The following is an 18423-nucleotide window of genomic DNA, read 5'->3' as shown; positions in this document are numbered from 1 at the left end:
TCGCGATGCGGTCAAGTATCCAAGTGTCTTCTATCGCACCGAGCGGGCGAAATAATCTGCCGCTCGGGGGCGCTGCCTCTCTTGAATGCACAGGTTGCGACGGGCAGAACGAGGCGGAATCGGCCTGACGGCAAGGAGTAAAAATCGTGCGGGACCAAGATGTTTCACGAAGCGGCGGACGCATTCTCGTCGATCAATTGCAGATCCAGGGCGTCGAGCGGCTGACCTGCGTTCCCGGCGAAAGCTTTCTGGCGGTGCTGGATGCCTTGCATGACGCATCGATCGACGTGCTGGTGTGCCGCCAGGAGGGGGGCGCAGCGATCATGGCGGAAGCATATGGCAAACTGATGGGGCGGCCGGGCATTTGCTTCGTTACGCGCGGGCCGGGTTCAATGAACGGCAGCCATGGAATTCATATCGCGGCGCAGGACTCCACGCCGATGATCATGTTCGTCGGTCAGGTCGAGCGCGGCATGCTGGAGCGCGAGGCCTTCCAGGAGCTCGATTACAAGGCGGTGTTCGGCTCGATCGCCAAATGGGTCGTCGAGATTGACAGCGCCGAGCGTATCCCAGAACTGGTGGCACGGGCCTTTCGGGTTGCAATGCAGGGCCGGCCGGGGCCGGTGGTGGTGTCGCTGCCGGAGGACATTCTCACTGAAGCTGCAAGCGTGGCCGATGCACCTCGCGTCGAGCCTGCGGATACGATTCCCGCCGACGATGACATGAGGCGGTTGGGCGAGATGGTGAAGGCGGCGAAGCGGCCGTTCATGATCGTCGGCGGATCGCGTTGGGATGCGCAGGCCTGCAAATCGGTTGCAGATTTTGCCGCGCGTGCCGGTATCCCGGTGGCGGCCTCGTTTCGCCGCGCCCAATTGTTCCCGGCCGATCATCCGAATTTCGCTGGCGATCTTGGCATCGGGCCGAACCCGAAGCTTGCGGCGCGGATCAAAGAGGCGGATCTGCTGTTGCTGGTCGGCGGCCGCATGTCGGAGACCCCATCGTCAGCCTATACGCTGATCGATGTGCCGGTGCCGAAGCAGACGCTGGTGCATGTACATCCGGGCGCGGAGGAGCTGGGTCGGGTCTATCAGCCCGCACTGGCGATCCAAGCGAGCCCGGTCGCATTCGCTGCCAAGCTCGCCACTCTCGATATCGGCAATCCGCGGGGCAATGCGGAGGAGGCCGCGACGGCGCATGCGGATTATCTCGCCTGGTCGGATAACCCGCGCAAGCTGCCGGGCCGCTTCCAGTATGGTGAGGTAATGTGCTGGCTGCGCGACAGGCTGCCGGCGGATGCAATCCTTTGCAACGGCGCGGGCAATTATGCCGGTTGGATCCATCGCTTCTTCCGGTTCAAGCAGTTCGGCACACAGCTCGCACCGACCTCTGGCTCGATGGGGTACGGTGTACCAGCGGCGGTATTGGCGAAGCGGCAGCATCCGGAGAAGATCGTCATCGCATTCGCAGGCGACGGTTGTTTCCTGATGAACGGGCAGGAGTTCGCGACCGCCGTGCAGTACGGGATTCCCTTTGTCACAGTGGTGATCGACAACGGCATGTACGGCACGATCCGCATGCACCAGGAGAACCACTATCCGCATCGTGTGTCGGGAACGGACCTGAAAAATCCGGACTTTGCCGCCTTGGCCAAGGCCTATGGGGGCCATGGCGAACGGGTCGAGACGACGGAGGAGTTCGCGCCTGCGTTTGAACGGGCGCTCGCCTCTGGCAAGCCGGCGATCCTGCACTGCCTGCTCGATCCGCAGGCGATCACCGCCTCGCGCACCATCGACGAATTGCGCCAGGCGACGACGAAGACCTAAGACGAGCCGATAGCGGTGATAGAGGAGATGCCATCTGCTGAGGCATCTCCACATCATTGATTTTATTTACATAATTCATTGACGGGGAGAGCGATTGACTCTTTCGCGCAGAGGTCATTTAATAGAACAAAAGGTGAACATGTAATCGCAAACAGGACGGGCTAATCCGCAGTCCGAAAGCTTCAGGAGCGGCGCGATCATGGCTGGCGCACGCATGGATAAACTTGTGTCCGGAGAGCAGGTGGCGTCTGCCAAATTGGCCTCTCTGCGTATGGAGGTGGAGCGGCTCGAAACATCCGGAGGCGAACGCGCCAGTGAGCATGTGCCCCTTGGGCATGTCATGGCGGATACGGCGCTGAGAGGCGGGCTCGCGCTCGGGGCGTTGCACGAGGTGTTCTCCGGACGTAGCGATCAGGCTGGGACCGCAACGGGTTTCGTGCTGGGTCTCGTACGGCGGGCCACGCTGAAGCGGCGCTTCGTGCTCTGGATCAGGCAGGATTTCTCGGCGTTGGAATCCGGCGATCTGGCGATGAACGGTTTTGCCGAGCTTGGTCTCGATCCCCGTCATCTCGTCGTTGTGCGCGCGCCCCATGCGGAGATGGTGCTGCGTATCGCCGCCGATGGCCTTGCCTGCAATGCGCTCGGCGCCGTGGTCGCCGAAATCTGGGGGGAGACGAAAGCGTTCGACATGGTGGCGAGCCGTAAGCTGACGCTCGCGGCGGGCACGTCTGGTGTCACGGCACTCATGCTGCGGCTGGGCGCGACACCGCAGGCCAGCACCGCCGAAACCCGTTGGGTCGTCCGGGCCGCGCATTCGCCGCCGGTGGCTGACTGGCAGGCTTGGGGGACGCCCTTGTTCGATGCCGAGTTGGTTCGCAACCGGCACGGACAGACTGGACGATGGATCATGGAATGGACGCGTGATGAGTACCTTTTCCGCGAACGGGCGACGCATTCTCAGCCTATGGCTGCCGCGTCTGCCGACCGACCGCTTTCGCCGCCAGCAGGCCCGCAATGGCGCCGCAGCGCATGACATTGCCTCTGCGCCGCTGGTTGTCGCAGCGAAGGTTGACAACGCCTGGCAGGTGACCGCGTTGAACGATGCTGCGGCCAGCCAGGGATTGGTGCCGGGCATGCCGCTGGCGACCGCACGGGCCATGTTGCCGGCGCTTGCCGTCATCGATGCCGATCCGGCCGCCGATGCCGAAGCGCTGGGAGCTATCGCTGATTGGTGCGATCGCTTCACGCCGTTGGTCGCGCTGGATGGTTGCGACGGATTATTTCTCGACATTACCGGTTGTGCGCATCTGTTCGGCGGTGAACGGGCAATGCTGCAAACGGTCTGCGCGGCGCTGTCGCGGCAAGGTCTGATCGTCAATGGCGCGATTGCCGGTACGGCCGTGGCTGCGCGTGCAGTCGCACACAGCAAGAGATGCGAGGTTGTCGCATCGGGCGAAGAGGCGAACGCTGTGTCGTCGTTGCCGATCGCCGCTCTTGGCGTCGATGATAGGATCGTACGCGGGCTCAACCGGGCCGGATTGAAGACGATCGGTGATGTCGCAAGCCGTATGCCGGCGGAGATCACGGCCCGCTTCGGAGCCGACGTCACCAGCCTCGTGCAACAGGCATTGGGGCTTGGCGACGCGCCGATCAATCCGCGCAAACCGGTACCGGATTATGTTGCAGAGCGCCGCTTTGCCGAGCCCGTGATGACGCATGAGACCGTCGCGGCGACCCTTGCATCATTGGCGCAAGTGCTGGTCGAGACGATGGAGCGGCACGGCAAGGGCGCACGTCTGCTCGAAGCGAGCTTCTTCCGTACCGATGGTGCCATGCGCGCGATTGTCGTCGAGGCTGGGCAAGCGATCACGCGTGCAAGCGTGGTGCAGCGTTTGTTCGCCGAGAAGCTCGCCGCATTGGCCGATCCGCTCGATCCGGGCTTTGGCTTCGACCTGATCCGTCTGGCCGCGATTCGTACTGTAAGCGTTGCCGCGGTTCAGCATGGCTTCGATACAACTGCGAATGAGGAGGCTGATATCGGCGAGCTGGTCGATCGGCTGGCGGCGCGGGTCGGGCGGCAGCGCATCGTTCGCTACCTGCCGCAGAATACACATATTCCCGAGCGTGAGTCTCTTGCCGTGCCTGCGCAAGAAGTCATGCGGCTTGCCGCCGAATGGCCACCCCCCATTCCGTACGAGCCGCCATTGCGTCCCTTGCGGTTGTTCGACCGACCAGAGGAAATCGGCGTGATGGCCGATTTCCCGGATGGACCGCCGGCGCAGTTCCGTTGGCGACGGCATCTGCATGTTGTCTCGCATGTGGAGGGACCCGAACGCATCGCTATGGAATGGTGGCATCATCGCAGCGGTGCGCCGCACGCGCGAGACGATGCATTTGCACGGATGCATCCGCCGCAAGGTGAGATCGAAGTTGCGCCGATCGACGGCAGTCTGCTGACCCGTGATTATTTCCGTGCCGAGGACAAGGATGGTGGCCGCTACTGGCTCTATCGGGAGGGGATCTATGGGCGCGAGGTCGCAACGTTCCGCTGGTTCATGCATGGATTATTCGCATGAGCTATGCGGAGATTGGCATAACGACGAACTTTTCATTCCTGCGCGGTGCATCGCATCCGCAGGAATTCGTCCATCAAGCGGATTTATACGGTCTGCACGCCATCGGTGTTGCAGACCGCAATACGCTGGCTGGAGTTGTTCGCGCCTATGGAGAATCGAGAAACGTCAAGCTTTTGCATAAGCCGAAGTTCCTCACCGGTGCGCGCCTTGTCTTCGTCGATGGTACTCCGGATATTCTCGCCTATCCGAAAGACCGCCATGCCTATGGCCGGCTCTGCCGTATCCTGACCGAAGGCAAGCTGCGCGCGGATAAGGATGAGTGTATCCTGCGGCTCGACGATCTGTTGCAGTTCTGCGAGGGACTTTTGCTTGTCGTGATGACGGCACACCGGTTCGTCGTTGCCGATACACTGCGCCTTCTCGATGTGCTTGGCCGCACGCGTGCCGAAGGCGTGTGGTTGGCTGCGAGCCTGTTTCATCGCGGCGATGACAAGCGCCGCTTGGCGCGGCTGCAACGCGTCGCCGACACGGCGCGTGTGCCGCTGATGGCCACCATCGATGCACTTTATCATGCACCCCAACGTCGCGCCTTGCAGGACGTACTGAGTTGCATCCGTGAGAAGACGACGGTCGAGAAGGCGGGGCGGCTTCTTGAAGCCCATGCCGAACGGCATCTGCAGCCGCCGCAGATGATGCGCAAGCTGTTTCAGGATTATCCGGAGGCTGTCGCGGAGACGGTGCGTTTCGCCGATCGCATAACGTTCTCGTTGGCCGAGCTTCGTTATCAATATCCCGACGAGCCGGTGCCGCCGGGCAAAACCGCACAGCAGCATCTGGAAGATTTGGTGCGGGAGGGCGGGCAGAAGTACTTTCCCGAAGGGATGGATAAAAAGCTGCAGGCGACCATCCGCAAGGAGCTTGATCTGATCGCCAAGCGGGAGTTCGCGCATTACTTTCTCACCGTGCATGACATCGTGCATTACGCGCGTTCGCGCAATATCCTGTGCCAGGGGCGGGGATCGGCTGCGAATTCCGTCGTGTGCTATCTGCTTGGTATTACCTCGGTGAACCCGACCGAGATCGACGTTCTGTTTGAGCGTTTTCTGTCGGAACAGCGGCACGAGCCGCCGGACATCGACGTCGATTTCGAACACGAACGGCGCGAGGAGGTGATGCAGTATGTGTTCGACCGCTATAGCCGTCGCCGCGCTGGCATCGTTGCCACCGTCATCCACTATCGTCCGCGCAGCGCCGTGCGCGATGTCGGCAAGGCGCTGGGCCTGAGCGAGGATATCACCGCGGCACTGGCCGGGACGGTGTGGGGAAGCTGGGGGGAGGCGATTGATGATCGGCAGATCGCGCAGGCGGGGCTCAATCCGACTAATCCGATGGTCCGTCGTGCGATCGAACTCACCGGCGAGTTGATCGGTTTTCCTCGCCACCTGTCCCAGCATGTCGGCGGCTTCGTACTGACCCAGGATCGGCTCGATACTTATGTGCCGATCGGCAATGCTGCGATGGAGAAGCGCACCTTCATCGAATGGGACAAGGACGATATCGACACGCTTGGCATGATGAAGGTCGATGTGCTGGCGCTTGGGATGCTGACCTGCATTCGCAAGTGCTTCGACCTCATCGCGCAGCATAAGGGCGAGCGTTGGGAGTTGGCGACGATCCCAAAGGGCGATGTAAAAGTCTACGACATGCTATGTCGCGGCGAGTCTCTTGGCGTCTTCCAGGTAGAGAGCCGTGCGCAGATGAACATGCTGCCGCGCCTGAAGCCGCGGACCTTCTATGATCTCGTCATCGAGGTCGCCATCGTTCGTCCCGGACCGATCCAGGGCAACATGGTGCATCCCTATCTTCAACGAAGGAAGATGAAGCCTGAGGAGATCGAATATCCCTATCCAAAAAATGGGGACAAAGACGAGCTAAAATCGATCCTGTATAAAACGCTAGGCGTTCCGTTGTTTCAGGAGCAAGCGATGCGCATTGCCATTGATGCGGCGCAGTTTACTCCTGACGAAGCGAACCAGCTACGCAAATCGATGGCGACCTTTCGTCATGCAGGGACGATCCACTTGTTTGAAGAAAAGATGATCCGTAACTTGACGGAGCGTGGATATCCGGAAGAGTTCGCCAAGAATTGCTTCAATCAAATAAGGGGCTTCGGTGATTACGGATTCCCGGAGAGCCATGCCGCGAGCTTCGCGCAGTTGGTCTATGTTTCCTCGTGGCTCAAGCATCATCATCCCGAGGTGTTCGCCTGCGGCTTGTTGAATTCGCAGCCGATGGGCTTCTATGCACCGGCGCAGATCGTGCGAGATGCGCGCGAGAATGAAGTCGAGATTCGGCCTGTCGATGTCTCGTTCAGTCATTCCGACAACACATTGGAGCCACCGACGTCTGTTTACGCGCAGTATCTGGCGCTGCGGCTCGGCTTTCGTCAGGTCGAAGGATTCAAGCGGCAGCCAGACGATCCGAAAGAGATTGACGCTGAGGATTGGACGCAGCGCATTCTTGCCGCACGATCACGCCGGCCCTTTGCCTCGCTGGAGGATTTCGCGCGCGATACGGGGCTGCCGAAACGGGCGCTGGTCGCGCTGGCGGATGCCGATGCGTTTCGTTCGCTTGGTCTCGATCGCCGGGCTGCCTTGTGGGCCGTGCGACGATTGCCAGACGATGTTCCGCTGCCGTTGTTCTTGAGTGCGACCGCGCGCGAACAACCGGACGAACAGGCGCGGCCGCTGCCGGCGATGCCGCTGTCCGAACATGTCGTTGCCGATTACCAAACCATCCGCTTGTCGATCAAAGGCCATCCGACGCAATTCTTGAGGCCGCTGTTTGCGCGGGAGGGGATCAAGACCTGCAAGGAGGCCACGAGCTTCAAAAATGGGGAGTTCACCCGTTGCGCAGGCGTTGTGCTGGTGCGACAGCAGCCGAGCACAGCCAAGGGCACAGTGTTTCTCACCATCGAGGATGAAACCGGAATCGCCAACATCGTGGTTTGGCCGAAGATGATGGCGCGCTTCCGCAAGGAGGTGATGGGCGCCCGTTTGATTCTGGTCGAAGGAACTGTGCAAAAGAGTGAGGAAGAAGTGGTTCATCTCGTTGCGCACAGGCTGATTGACCGCACCCATGATCTCGGCAGGCTGTCGGATGGATCGCTGGAGACGGCGGCCCTGCCAGAAGCCCACGCCGATGCCGAGCGCGCCCCCTGGCGATCCGAGCGCAATAGCAGTTCCGGTCGTCGCCATCCCCGCAACATCCGTATCCTGCCACGTTCGCGCGACTTCCATTGACGGTGCCGGAAACCCTTGTCGGGCCGCGGCAGTTGGGCGATGCTCTGCTGCTTCTTCTCTCTCAGTTCGGTTTTCGGATCCATCCACATGCGCACCAGCCAGGACGTTCTTCGCGATCTATGGACCTTGGCACAGGGCGATCTGGACGCGCTGGATGCTGTCACGCTGACCGGAACGCCGCCGATCCTGCCGTCCTCTTTCGCAGTCGATATGGCCGCTCAAGTCACTATCGCCGCTGCAGGCCTTGCAGCCGCCGAAATCTGGCGCGCGCGATCAGGACAATCGCAGCGAGTTTCGGTCGCACTTGAACATGCTGTCGTCGAATGCCGCAGCGAGCGCTATCTGCGCCTCAATGGCAACCCGCCACCGCCGGCCTGGGATGCCATCGCCGGCGTTTACAAGGTTCGGGATGGGTTCGTGCGGCTGCATACGAACTTCAAGCATCACCGCGACAATGTCTGCCGTGTGCTCGACTGCAAGCCGGAGCGCGACGAGGTCCAGGCTGCATTAAACCATTGGGAAGGGGAGGCGTTCGAAACCGCGGCCTATGCCGGGGGTTGTGTGGTCTCGTATATGCGATCGCACGAGCAATGGTCGAAGCATCCTCAAGCCCACGCGTTGGAAGGCCTGCCGCTGCTGACGATCGAAAAGATCGGTGAGGCCGCACCGCGGCCGTGGCCGCATGGGGATCGTCCGCTGGAAGGCTTGCGCGTGCTCGACCTGTCGCGTGTGATCGCAGGCCCTGTCGCTGGACGCACGCTCGCTGCGCACGGGGCCGATGTCCTGCTGATCTCAGGGCCTGAACTGCCGGCGATTCCATGGCTGACGATCGACACCGGCCGGGGTAAGCTGTCGGCGTTCCTTGATCTGAAAAGCGGCCCCGGTCGGGCGGCGCTGCACCTGCTGCTGGCGGAGGCGGATATCATCTCGCAAGGGTATCGGCCTGGCGCTCTGTCGGCGCTTGGCTTTTCGCCGGAGGACGCTGCCGCGATCAATCCCGGCATCGTCTACGTTTCGCTGTGCGCCTATGGGCACCAAGGGCCATGGGCTGGGCGGCGCGGCTTCGACTCGCTGGTGCAGACATCGACGGGTTTCAATCACGCGGAGGGGCAGGCCGCCGGTGTGGATGGTCCCAAGGAATTGCCATCGCAGATGCTGGACCATGCAACCGGTTATCTGATGGCGTTCGGCGCGATGATGGCCAAAGCGCGACAGGCCCGCGAGGGCGGCAGTTGGCATGTGCGCGTGTCGCTCGCCCAGACAGGCCGCTGGCTCTGGAACCTTGGCCGCATCGAAGGAGCGATGCGCCGGCCCGAATTGCCGCTGGATGCCGTCAAACCTTACACGTTGGCGGTACCGTCCGGATTCGGCGAATTACAGGCGGTGCGGCACGCGGCGATTCTGTCGAAGACGCCCGCGTTCTGGGCGCGCCCGGCTATGCCGCTCGGCTCGCACCAGGCGCAATGGCCGCCCCGCCACTGACGATTGGCGAGGCCGCTGGCGGCGCGCCACTAACGTCCCTGGAACACCGGCTTGCGCTTCTCGACGAAGGCCTTGCGGCCCTCCTTCACATCGTCTGCCGGGTTGGCGATCATCACCGCGAGTGAGGCGTCCTGCAATGAGCGCTCGAGGCTGAGGTCGGCGGACCGCTGCATCATGTGCTTGGCGAGGCGGACGGCGAGGGGCGCTTGCCCGGCAAGAGCGCGGGCAAATTCCATGGTCTCCGCTTCCAGCTGATCGTGCGGCACGACACGCGTGACGAGGCCGAGATGCTCAGCTTCGCTTGCGTCATAAACTTCTGCGAGCATCGTCATCTTCAGCGCCCTGTCCATGCCCATGAAGCGCGGGAACAACCACGCGCCGCCTTCGTCGGGGAGCAGGCCGAATTTGCCGCTGGTGTCGCCGAGCTTGGCTTTGTCCGAGGCGATGCGGAAGTCGCAGGCAAGCGCCAGCGCAAGACCGCCAGCGACACAGGCTCCATTGACCATGGCGATGACCGGCTTATCACAGCGAGCAAGTGCCAGGATCACCCGGTGCATGCCGTCGCGCATCTCGACGCCGCGGCCGATCTGCACGTTGATGCGCGCCATTCGTTCTTCTGCGGGTTCCGTGCCGCTGATGTCGCCGCCCGAGCAGAAGCCGCGGCCAGCTCCCGTGATGATCAGGCAACGTAATCCGTCTGACTTTAGATATTCTTCGATTGCGTCGGTGACTTCATGGCAGAGCACATGATTGTAGGCATTCAAGAACTGCGGGCGGTTGAGCGTGATACGGCGAATCATCGGCTCGACGTCGGAGACGATGATGGTCTTGTAGTCGTGCGACATGCTGTCCTCCCTTGTTGTTCTGCGACGGTCAGGCCTCGATCACGGCGACAACCTGCTCTTCCGCGACCATGTCGTCGATCTTGACGAGCACCGACTTCAGCTTGCCGGATGCCGTGGCGGTGACCGGGATTTCCATCTTCATCGCTTCGACGAGGAGGATGTCGTCGCCATTGTTGACGCTTGCGCCGATTGCGGTGGGAATCGAGCAGATACGGCCCGCCACCTCGGTCTTGATCTTGATTTCAGTCATAGCAGTCTCCTGTTTGAGCGTGCATGTCGTAGTGATCTACAACGGTTGGATCAGATGTGACGTGGGCGAGCGAACGCCTTATTTGCGGCAACTCGGCCGCTGCTATGCCGGTGCAAGCGTCCGCGATCGGCTGAAAAGCAAATGGCTTGCCGGGTCATAACCGGGACGCCCATCCGCCATGCGAGTTCGCCGACGCCAATGAGGCCCATAAGTTGAAGTGAGACCCGTGGGTTGAAAAGGCATTCGTTCCCCCGCGTACGCTTGGATCGCGCACCTCCGCCGCGTATGCGGCTTCTTCTTGTCGTTGAAGATCGCCTGCGCTAGCGTGAGCCGCAAGCGGAAATTCATTCCGCGTGTCAGAATGAAACCAGCAGTAATGCCGCATCCGGCGTCACGCCGCTCCACGATGCGTTCGCAGAGGCTACGTCGCTCGCCCGCATGCCCAGTTGCCAGCCAGCTTGTCGAATACCTCTGCCGCGGGTCGTGCGGTTCTGGTCGGCATCGAGGTCAGATGATGCGATGCCGACAAGATGCAAAAAGAAACGCAGGATGGAAACGGAGTTCCCTACATGAACTGGAAGCCCGAACTCGATGAACTCGCCCGGCGCAAGGCTTTTGCGTATGAGATGGGCGGGGCGGACAAGGTCAAGCGGCAGCACGATTCGGGCAGACTGACAGTTCGCGAGCGCATCGATAAGCTCGTTGACAAGGACAGCTTCCTTGAAACGGGGGCGATCTCGGGTCTCGGCGAATACGAGGCGAATGGCGATCTGAAATCGGTAACGCCGGCAAACTGCGTGTTTGGCCGGGCGAAGGTCGACGGCCGGCCCGTCGTCGTCGTCGGTGATGATTTCACGGTGCGCGGCGGTTCGGCCGATGCTTCGATCGCGGCCAAGCCGCTGATGGCGGAAGAGACCGCCAATGCCTTCCGGCTGCCGATCATCCGCGTTATCGAGGGCTCCGGCGGCGGCGGATCGGTCAAGACGATCGAGACCAAAGGGGCGGCGAATCTGCCTGGTGGTGTCGGCGGCACGCGCGGATTCTACTACATGACCGAGAACCTGTCGCAGGTGCCGGTGGTCGGCCTGGGCCTCGGCTCGGTCGCCGGTCTTGGCGCGGCGCGGCTCGCATCGAGCCACTATTCGGTGATGACAAAGAAATCAGCGATGTTCGTCGCCGGCCCTCCTGTGGTGGCACGGCTAGGCCAGCCATTGGAGAAGACCGAACTCGGCGGGTGGGAAATCCAGACACGCTCAGGCGCGATCGACCACGCCGTCGAAACCGAGGAGGAGGCCTTTGCTTGCGCGCGGCGGTTCCTGTCGTATCTGCCCTCATCGGTCTACGAGCTGCCGCCGACGATTGCATGCGATGATGATCCGGAGCGCGGCGATGATGCGTTGATGAACATCGTTCCGCGCAATCGTCGGCAAGTCTATAAGATGCGGCAGATCATCGAGCAGGTGGTCGACAAAGGATCGTTCTTCGAGATCGGTCAGAACTTCGGTCGATCGATTATTGCGGGGCTGGCGCGGTTCGATGGGCGCGCGGTGATGCTGTTTGCGAGTGATCCCTATAACTACGCCGGCTCTTGGACCGCGGACACCTGTCAGAAGGTCGTTCGCTTTGTCGATTTCGCCGAAACATTCCACCTGCCGGTGGTGTATCTGGCCGACTGTCCGGGCTTCCTGATCGGCCTTGAGGCGGAAAAATCCGCGACCATCCGGCATGGCGTACGGGCGATGGCGGCGATGAACCAGACGACCGTGCCATGGTGCACGGTGATTATCCGGAACGCTTATGGTGTTGCGGGCGCAGCGAACCAGCCGGGCGGGCGCCTGTCGCTGCGTTATGCGTGGCCTTCGGCCTCCTGGGGATCGCTGCCGTTGGAAGGCGGCATCGAGGCGGCCTATCGCGCGGAGATCGACGCTGCGGCTGATCCGAAAGCAAAGCTTGAAGAGATCGAGATCAGACTCAACAAGTTGCGATCGCCATTTCGCACCGCCGAGAAGTTCTGGGTGGAAGACATCATCGATCCGAAGAAGACCCGCTCGCTGCTGTGCGAGTTTGCACGTCTGGCCGAACCGGTGCGTACGCCGGGCAAGGTCAATTTCGCAATCCGGCCATAACGTAAGGGAAGCAGTCATGGCAAAGCGTTGGAAGCAGCGGCCGGAAGGTTCGAACTGGGGCGAGTTCGGTGATGACGATCAGCTTGGCAGCCTGAACTATATCGACAATGCCGCGGTTCTACGCGGCGTCAAGGAGGTGCAGGAGGGGCGATCATTCTGTCTCAGCTTGCCGCTTGATTATCCGGGCGGACGAGCGCTCGCGCCGATCCGTTTCCCGCCGATGCTGAAGCCGACGGAGCGCGACGGCAATCCGGTGTTCAATTCCCGTGTGAAAACCCAGACGCACTTCTTCTGCGACGTGGTTTGCGATGACACGGTGTTGATGTGCACGCAGTATTCGACGCAGTGGGATAGCTTTGCCCATGTAGGATCCACCTTCGATCTCGACGGGAGCGGCGAGGAGGTGTCGTGCTTCTATAATGGCTATCGGGCCGGCGTCGATGTGATCCCGCCCGAGCAGCGCAGCGACAACTATGCAATGACGCTCGGTATCGACAAGTTTGCCGTCAAGGCGGTCCAAAGCCGCGGCGTGCTGATCGATCTGGAGAAGCATTTCGGCCGCGCCGAAAAGACAGTCACGTTCGAGGAATTCCAGAATGTCATGACGGCGGATGGCGTGTCGGTCGAGCCGGGAGACATGGTCTGCATCCATACAGCATTTGCCGACGAAGTCCTGAAGATGGAGCGGACGCCTGATCCGGAAACGATCCATCACACTTGCACGGCGCTGAAGGGGAGCGATCAGGCGTTGCATAATTGGCTGACGGAGAAGAAGGTGTCAGCGCTTTGCGCGGATAACTTCGCCGTCGAGCGAATCGATGCGACGCCCGAAGCACGCGTGACGCACCGGCTGCCGCTGCATCAGCATTGTCTGTTCCGACGCGGCATCCCGCTGGGCGAGCTTTGGTATTTCACCGAACTCGCGATGCATCTGCGCGAAGCCAGGCGGAGCCATTTTCTTCTGACTGCGCCGCCATTGCGGCTGACCGGAGCCGTTGGGTCGCCGGTGACGCCGGTGGCGACCGTCTAGCGAGACGATCGTGCCTGCACCTGCGTTTCAGAATGCCGAGGCTGTCGTCGACAAGATCCTGAGCGATGTCGGTAACACTATCGTTCTGGGGTTGCCGCTCGGCCTCGGCAAGGCAAACCACATCGCCAATGCGCTGTTCGCGCGGGCGGCGGCGGATCGCTCGATCAAACTGTCGATCTATTCGGCGCTGACGCTGGAGAAGCCAAGGCCTTCGAGCGATCTGGAGAAGCGCTTCATCTCTCCGGTGATCGACAGGCTATTTGGCGGCTATCCCGATCTCAGCTATGCCAAAGCGTTGCACGCCGGCGAACTGCCTCCAAACATTGAAGTCACCGAGTTCTTCTTTCTTGCAGGACGTTGGCTCGGCTCGCCGCTGGCGCAGCAGAATTACATCTCCGCAAACTATACGCATGCCTTCAACTATTTCCTAGCACGAGGCGTCAACGTCGTCGCTCAGCTGGTCGCCAAGCGTGTCGTCGACGGCGCGCCCCGCTATAGCTTGAGCGGGAATACCGACATCACCGTCGATCTGCTGAAGGTGCGGCGGGCTGGAGGGGCTGCGTTCAAGATTTACGGGCAGGTGAATGCCGAACTGCCCTTCATGCCTGGCGACGGCGATCTGCCTGCGGGCGAGTTCGACGGGATCCTCGAGAGCCCAGATATCGAATTCCCGCTGTTCGCGCCCCCCGCAGAGCCGATCTCGGATACGAAATATGCCATCGGCCTGCATATCGCCGGCCTGGTGCGCGATGGCGGCACGTTACAGATCGGTATCGGTCAGATCGGCGATGCTCTGGCGCAGGCGCTAATCGTTCGCAACCGGGATGAATCCGCCTTTCGCGATATCATCGAGCGTCTTCTCGGCGGCGCGCAACCTGCTATCGCCCTCGAAACCGGCCGCTTCGAGCATGGGCTGTACGGCGTCAGCGAAATGTTCGTCGAGGCCTTTCTCGAACTCATCAAGGCCGGCGTCATCAAGCGGCAGGTCGATGGGGCGCTGTTGCACGCTGCATTTTTCCTGGGGCCGAAGGGCTTCTATCGTGCTTTGCGCGAGATGCCGCCCGAGCGCTTGCAGCAGATCCAGATGAAGGCCGTCTCGTTCACCAACGAGATCTTCGACCAGGAGGATGCCAAGCGCAGGGCGAGGGTGGATGCGCGGTTCGTGAACAGCACGATGATGGCGACGTTGCTCGGCGCGGCGATCTCGGACGGCCTGGAGAACGGCAGGATCGTCAGCGGTGTCGGCGGTCAATATAACTTCGTGGCGCAGGCGTTCGCCCTCCAAGGGGCGCGTTCGGTGCTGGCGCTGGAAGCGAGCCGGCAGAGTGGAGGGAAGGCCGAATCCAATATCCGCTGGTCTTATGGGCATCAAACGATCCCGCGCCATTTGCGTGATGTATTCGTGACCGAGTACGGCGTTGCCGATGTGCGTGGACGCTCCGATAGCGACGTGATCGCAGCGATGCTGGCGATCTCAGACTCGCGCTTCCAGCCTGAACTGATCCGGCAGGCGAAGGATGCAGGCAAGCTGAAGAAATCGTTCGAGCTTTCCGCAGTTCATCGCGAGAACTATCCCGAGCGCATCGTCGAGGCGTTGAAGCCGTTCCGGACAAACGGCCGGCTGCCGCAATTTCCGTTCGGATCGGATTTCACGGAGGTCGAGCAGCGCCTCATTCCTGCGCTACAGATCCTGAAAGAGGCTTCGGCTTCGCCCTGGTCTGTGCTGAAGCTGGCCTTGAGCGCCGCAATTTCAGGGGCCGCCACTGACCAAGCCGCGCTCGCGCGGCTTGGTCTTGACCGCCCCAAGACGATGACGGAGCGGTTTTATCGCCGGCTTGTCAGCGCTACGCTATCGCGCGGCGCCTAAGCGGAAAGTGCAGTTGGGACTTGCGGGACTGCCTCCGATGTTTGCAGACGCTACTCGCCGGGGAAGTGCCGGGAATAGTTCTTAGCGACCCTTGAAAGCAGGCGGGCGTTTGGCGATGAACGCCGCCATACCTTCGGAGCGGTCTTCGAGCGCAAACGTGCCGTGGAACAGGTTGCGTTCAGCGTTCAGACCCTCCGCAAGTGTAGTTTCGAGGGAGCGGTTCACCGCTTCCTTTGCAGCCATTGCGGCAGGTCGCGACATCGACGCGATCTTTTCAGCCATGGCAATCGCCTCGTCCATTAGCTTGTCGGCCGGAACGATGCGGCTGACCAGACCCGAGCGCTCGGCCTCGGCTGCATCCATCATCCGCCCCGTCAGGCAAAGGTCCATCGCCTTGGATTTACCGATTGCGCGCGTCAGCCGCTGGGTGCCGCCGAGGCCCGGGATGGTGCCAAGGGTGATTTCCGGCTGCCCGAACTTTGCGGTGTCGCTGGCAATGATGATGTCGCACATCATCGCAAGCTCGCAGCCACCGCCGAGGGCGAAGCCGCTGACAGCGGCGATGGTCGGCTTGCGGCATTCTGCAACCCGGCCGCCACCAATGGCGATGAAGTCGGCGTTGAACATGTCGATGAAGCCTTTCGGCTGCATCTCCTTGATGTCGGCGCCGGCGGCAAACGCCCGCTCGCTACCGGTGACGATGATCGCGCCGATCTCCTGATCCGATTCGAAATCGTCGATCGCGCGGCCGATCTCCTTGAAGACGTCGAACGACAGCGCATTCAGCATCTTGGGGCGGTTGAGCTGGAGAATGCCGACCGCGCCGCGGCGTTCGACGAGAATATGTTCGTAAGTGCTCATGGTCGCCTCTTCATCCATTGAAAATCGGCGGCATACCGCCCGTTTCGGGCGCGACTGTGCCTCTATTGGACGAAGGCTGCAAGGCGGCAGTTGGTCAGGCCAGGAACATCCGAATTGCGGAGCCGATTGTCAGCAGGGCGCCGAAGACGACGAAGATTTTGCCGATGGTGGATGTCTGTGCCCATTTCGAATCGTCGTCACGCATCTCCGCGCGGCTTTCCAGCAACGCAGGCGTGGTGGATTTAGTCTGAACGGCAGCATCCCAGGCGGCGCGGTCGAGATCGTTGAACTCGTCGGCAGCCATCACCTGCGAGGGGGGAGCGTTCTCTGCAGGCGCCGCCTCGGTAGGCGCTGCTGGCGTGTCGATCTTGAGAAGATCGCTGGACGCTGCGTTGTTCCGGTCTCCGCCGTCGAGAAGTTCGGCGTTGGCGTCGGCGACGGCCGGGGCAACCGCAGGAGTAGGAGTGGATTTGCGGCTTTGACTTGCTTCTGCATCTTTGGTCGTCTTACGAACGAGCCGTTGCGATGCAGTATGTCTTCGCGATTTTCGTGCAGAACGGCTCTTGGATTTGGCATACCGCTTGAGGGAGATTGGTTTGCCGACTGCCTCGGGTTGCGCCTGCTGACTTTGCGCTGCGGGCTGCGCCTGTGCGACCACCAGCCGTGAAGCACAATTGGCTGAATCGCAGGCGAGCAAGGGTGTTGTGGATACTGCTGCGCCCACCGTCAGCGCCGACGCAAAGACCAATGCTCGCATTCTGCTTACGTTGCCCATGCTGATCTCCCCAAAGGGTCTGTCCCAGGGAAAATCTGCACCCGTGCTGATGACGGTAAGCAGGCAAAAACGGGAAAGATTCCGGTTGTCTCAAGGCAAAAACGGGGCAAATTCGCTTGAATTTGCGTCGATAATGGTGGGATTCCCACTTTGCCTGGAGCCTATTCGAGGGGCGCCTTCGGCTCCAGGGCCCTCATTTCAGTGTAACAAACGGGCCGTGGCCCCGTAATTGAGGCAGGAACAGGTCAGCGTGCACGGACGACGAGAGTGGACGGAACTGATGCGTGCGGCCAATGCCGGCGACCGCGCGGCGTATGCCCGTTTGCTTGCGGCGATAGCACCCGTACTGCGCGCTGCGGCGCGTCGTGGGCTTGCGCAGGCTGGCCAGCCCACTGATCAATGTGAGGATATCGTGCAGGAGATTCTGCTGGCGGTGCACTTGAAGCGTCACACCTGGGATGCGAACGCGCCGTTCGGACCATGGCTGTTCGCAATCGCGCGCAACAAGCTGATCGACGCGTTGCGCAAGCGCGGCCGGCGGGTGTTCATCGATGTCGACGATCTCGCCGACACGCTGCCCGCCGAACAGCCGCGGGAGCAGCTCTCGGCCAATGAGATCGACGGGCATCTGCAGCGGCTGCCGCAACGTCAGCGGGACGTTCTGCAATCGATCGCGGTCGAGAGTGGTTCGATCCGGGAAACTGCCGAGAAGCTCCGCATCAGCGAGGGAGCCGTTCGGGTTGCGCTGCATCGCGGGCTTGCAAAGCTCGCCGCATGGCTGCGGAAGGACTGAGAATGGATACCGAGCAACTGATCCGTAGTCTTGCTGCCGACCATGGCTGGACGGTCCGACGCGTCGGCCTCTTGCTCGCGGGCGTTCTGGGGGCAGCCCTTGTCTGTTCGGTTGCGATATTTTCGCTGACGTTGCACATGCGTCCCGACATCCACACGGCGATGGGGGCGCCGTTCTTTCTGCTCAAATTTGCGGTGACGATGACTCTGGCCGCAGCATCGCTGATGGTGGCCCTCCGTCTCGTGACGCCGGCTGCATCTGTCCGAACGCTGCGATGGCTGTTTTTATTGCCAATCGGCCTGCTGGTGGCAGGTATTGTTGCGGATCTCGTCGTACCGCAAACGTCGAGTTGGAGTGCGCGGCTGATCGGGGCCAATGCGCGTGTTTGCCTCGTAGCCATCCCCGTGCTTTCATTGCCGCTGTTGATCGCGGCTATCGCTGGCCTGCGCCATGGAGCGACAATGCGCCCGGCTGCAACCGGCGCAGTTGCGGGCCTGCTCGCCGGCGGCGTCGCTGCAACGCTCTACGCGTCGCACTGCGCTGACGATTCGCCGCTGTTCGTTGCGACCTGGTATACGATCGCGCTGGCGCTGGTGGCGTTGTTAGGGGCGCTCCTGGGGAAACGCTTCCTCAAGTTCTAGCGCGCGCGTCATTCGATGCGTTGTCTTCAGGCCGATCGGCACCACTTCGCTG

14 protein-coding genes are annotated in these 18423 nt (G+C 61.5%); 10 read left to right on the top strand and 4 right to left on the bottom strand.

The features are described from left to right. The first annotated feature begins 146 nt into the window (after positions 1-146). From X566_RS15375 to X566_RS15355, 5 genes are all read left to right on the top strand, one after another. On the top strand, positions 147-1823 hold the full coding sequence (locus X566_RS15375; protein WP_152539929.1) for a thiamine pyrophosphate-binding protein: 1677 nt from the start codon (positions 147-149) through the stop codon (positions 1821-1823). 199 nt (positions 1824-2022) lie between these two features. After that, entirely contained in the window at positions 2023-2856 is an 834-nt protein-coding gene (locus tag X566_RS15370) for an ImuA family protein (RefSeq protein ID WP_034469067.1), read from the top strand. Then, positions 2747-4399, top strand: coding sequence for a DNA polymerase Y family protein (locus X566_RS15365; RefSeq protein ID WP_034469065.1), 1653 nt, complete (start codon positions 2747-2749; stop codon positions 4397-4399). Before X566_RS15370 ends, X566_RS15365 begins: the two co-directional genes overlap by 110 nt. Next, a complete protein-coding gene (locus X566_RS15360; RefSeq protein ID WP_034469063.1) occupies positions 4396-7701 on the top strand; it encodes an error-prone DNA polymerase in 3306 nt (1101 codons plus the stop codon). Before X566_RS15365 ends, X566_RS15360 begins: the two co-directional genes overlap by 4 nt. Positions 7702-7788: 87 nt before the next feature. Then, the gene (locus X566_RS15355; protein WP_034469060.1) at positions 7789-9183 is read left to right on the top strand and encodes a CoA transferase; all 1395 of its coding nucleotides are present in this window, start codon (positions 7789-7791) and stop codon (positions 9181-9183) included. Positions 9184-9212: 29 nt separating this feature from the next. Here X566_RS15355 and X566_RS15350 read toward each other — a convergent pair whose 3' ends face one another. Continuing rightward, positions 9213-10028, bottom strand: a complete 816-nt coding sequence (locus tag X566_RS15350) for an enoyl-CoA hydratase/isomerase family protein (protein WP_051444226.1) — start codon at positions 10026-10028, stop codon at positions 9213-9215. A gap of 28 nt (positions 10029-10056) precedes the next feature. Further along, positions 10057-10278: an acetyl-CoA carboxylase biotin carboxyl carrier protein subunit gene (locus X566_RS15345; RefSeq protein WP_034469058.1), complete on the bottom strand. Its 222-nt coding sequence runs from the start codon at positions 10276-10278 to the stop codon at positions 10057-10059. 569 nt (positions 10279-10847) lie between these two features. On the opposite strand from X566_RS15345, the gene X566_RS15340 reads away from it, so the two are divergent. Genes X566_RS15340 through X566_RS15330 form a run of 3 tightly spaced genes read left to right on the top strand, consistent with a single transcriptional unit; the run spans position 10848 to position 15301 of the window. Further along, a complete protein-coding gene (locus X566_RS15340; protein ID WP_034469055.1) occupies positions 10848-12404 on the top strand; it encodes an acyl-CoA carboxylase subunit beta in 1557 nt (518 codons plus the stop codon). 16 nt (positions 12405-12420) lie between these two features. Further along, on the top strand, positions 12421-13434 hold the full coding sequence (locus tag X566_RS15335) for a cyclase family protein (RefSeq protein ID WP_034469052.1): 1014 nt from the start codon (positions 12421-12423) through the stop codon (positions 13432-13434). A 10-nt stretch (positions 13435-13444) separates the two neighbouring features. Further along, on the top strand, positions 13445-15301 hold the full coding sequence (locus tag X566_RS15330) for an acetyl-CoA hydrolase/transferase C-terminal domain-containing protein (protein WP_034469049.1): 1857 nt from the start codon (positions 13445-13447) through the stop codon (positions 15299-15301). A gap of 81 nt (positions 15302-15382) precedes the next feature. Here X566_RS15330 and X566_RS15325 read toward each other — a convergent pair whose 3' ends face one another. Both X566_RS15325 and X566_RS24755 read right to left on the bottom strand, forming a co-directional pair. Beyond that, positions 15383-16162, bottom strand: a complete 780-nt coding sequence (locus X566_RS15325; protein ID WP_034469726.1) for an enoyl-CoA hydratase — start codon at positions 16160-16162, stop codon at positions 15383-15385. 94 nt (positions 16163-16256) lie between these two features. Beyond that, positions 16257-16937, bottom strand: a complete 681-nt coding sequence (locus X566_RS24755) for a hypothetical protein (RefSeq protein ID WP_152539928.1) — start codon at positions 16935-16937, stop codon at positions 16257-16259. A 250-nt stretch (positions 16938-17187) separates the two neighbouring features. Here X566_RS24755 and X566_RS15315 point away from each other — a divergent pair, with 250 nt between their 5' ends. Continuing rightward, positions 17188-17730 carry a sigma-70 family RNA polymerase sigma factor gene (locus X566_RS15315; protein ID WP_034469722.1) on the top strand — a complete coding sequence of 181 codons (543 nt, stop codon included), beginning with the start codon at positions 17188-17190 and terminating at the stop codon, positions 17728-17730. Between the two features lie 2 nt (positions 17731-17732). Beyond that, positions 17733-18371: an NrsF family protein gene (locus X566_RS15310; protein ID WP_034469043.1), complete on the top strand. Its 639-nt coding sequence runs from the start codon at positions 17733-17735 to the stop codon at positions 18369-18371. The last annotated feature ends 52 nt before the right edge of the window (positions 18372-18423 follow it).

The sequence above is a fragment of the Afipia sp. P52-10 genome (genome assembly GCF_000516555.1).
In the GTDB taxonomy this organism is placed as follows: Bacteria; Pseudomonadota; Alphaproteobacteria; order Rhizobiales; family Xanthobacteraceae; genus P52-10.
Note: the sequence above shows the minus strand (reverse complement) of the source record. Positions and strands in the feature narration are given on the sequence as shown.

What these genes read in the sequence shown, in the direction of transcription:
- X566_RS15360 (WP_034469063.1), top strand. Translation starts at nt 4,396, where the DNA reads ATGAGCTATGCGGAGATTGGCATAACGACGAACTTTTCATTCCTGCGC.
- X566_RS15370 (WP_034469067.1), top strand. Translation starts at nt 2,023, where the DNA reads ATGGCTGGCGCACGCATGGATAAACTTGTGTCCGGAGAGCAGGTGGCG.
- X566_RS15365 (WP_034469065.1), top strand. Translation starts at nt 2,747, where the DNA reads ATGAGTACCTTTTCCGCGAACGGGCGACGCATTCTCAGCCTATGGCTG.
- X566_RS24755 (WP_152539928.1), bottom strand. Translation starts at nt 16,937, where the DNA reads ATGGGCAACGTAAGCAGAATGCGAGCATTGGTCTTTGCGTCGGCGCTG.
- X566_RS15350 (WP_051444226.1), bottom strand. Translation starts at nt 10,028, where the DNA reads ATGTCGCACGACTACAAGACCATCATCGTCTCCGACGTCGAGCCGATG.
- X566_RS15355 (WP_034469060.1), top strand. Translation starts at nt 7,789, where the DNA reads ATGCGCACCAGCCAGGACGTTCTTCGCGATCTATGGACCTTGGCACAG.
- X566_RS15345 (WP_034469058.1), bottom strand. Translation starts at nt 10,278, where the DNA reads ATGACTGAAATCAAGATCAAGACCGAGGTGGCGGGCCGTATCTGCTCG.
- X566_RS15340 (WP_034469055.1), top strand. Translation starts at nt 10,848, where the DNA reads ATGAACTGGAAGCCCGAACTCGATGAACTCGCCCGGCGCAAGGCTTTT.
- X566_RS15310 (WP_034469043.1), top strand. Translation starts at nt 17,733, where the DNA reads ATGGATACCGAGCAACTGATCCGTAGTCTTGCTGCCGACCATGGCTGG.
- X566_RS15325 (WP_034469726.1), bottom strand. Translation starts at nt 16,162, where the DNA reads ATGAGCACTTACGAACATATTCTCGTCGAACGCCGCGGCGCGGTCGGC.
- X566_RS15335 (WP_034469052.1), top strand. Translation starts at nt 12,421, where the DNA reads ATGGCAAAGCGTTGGAAGCAGCGGCCGGAAGGTTCGAACTGGGGCGAG.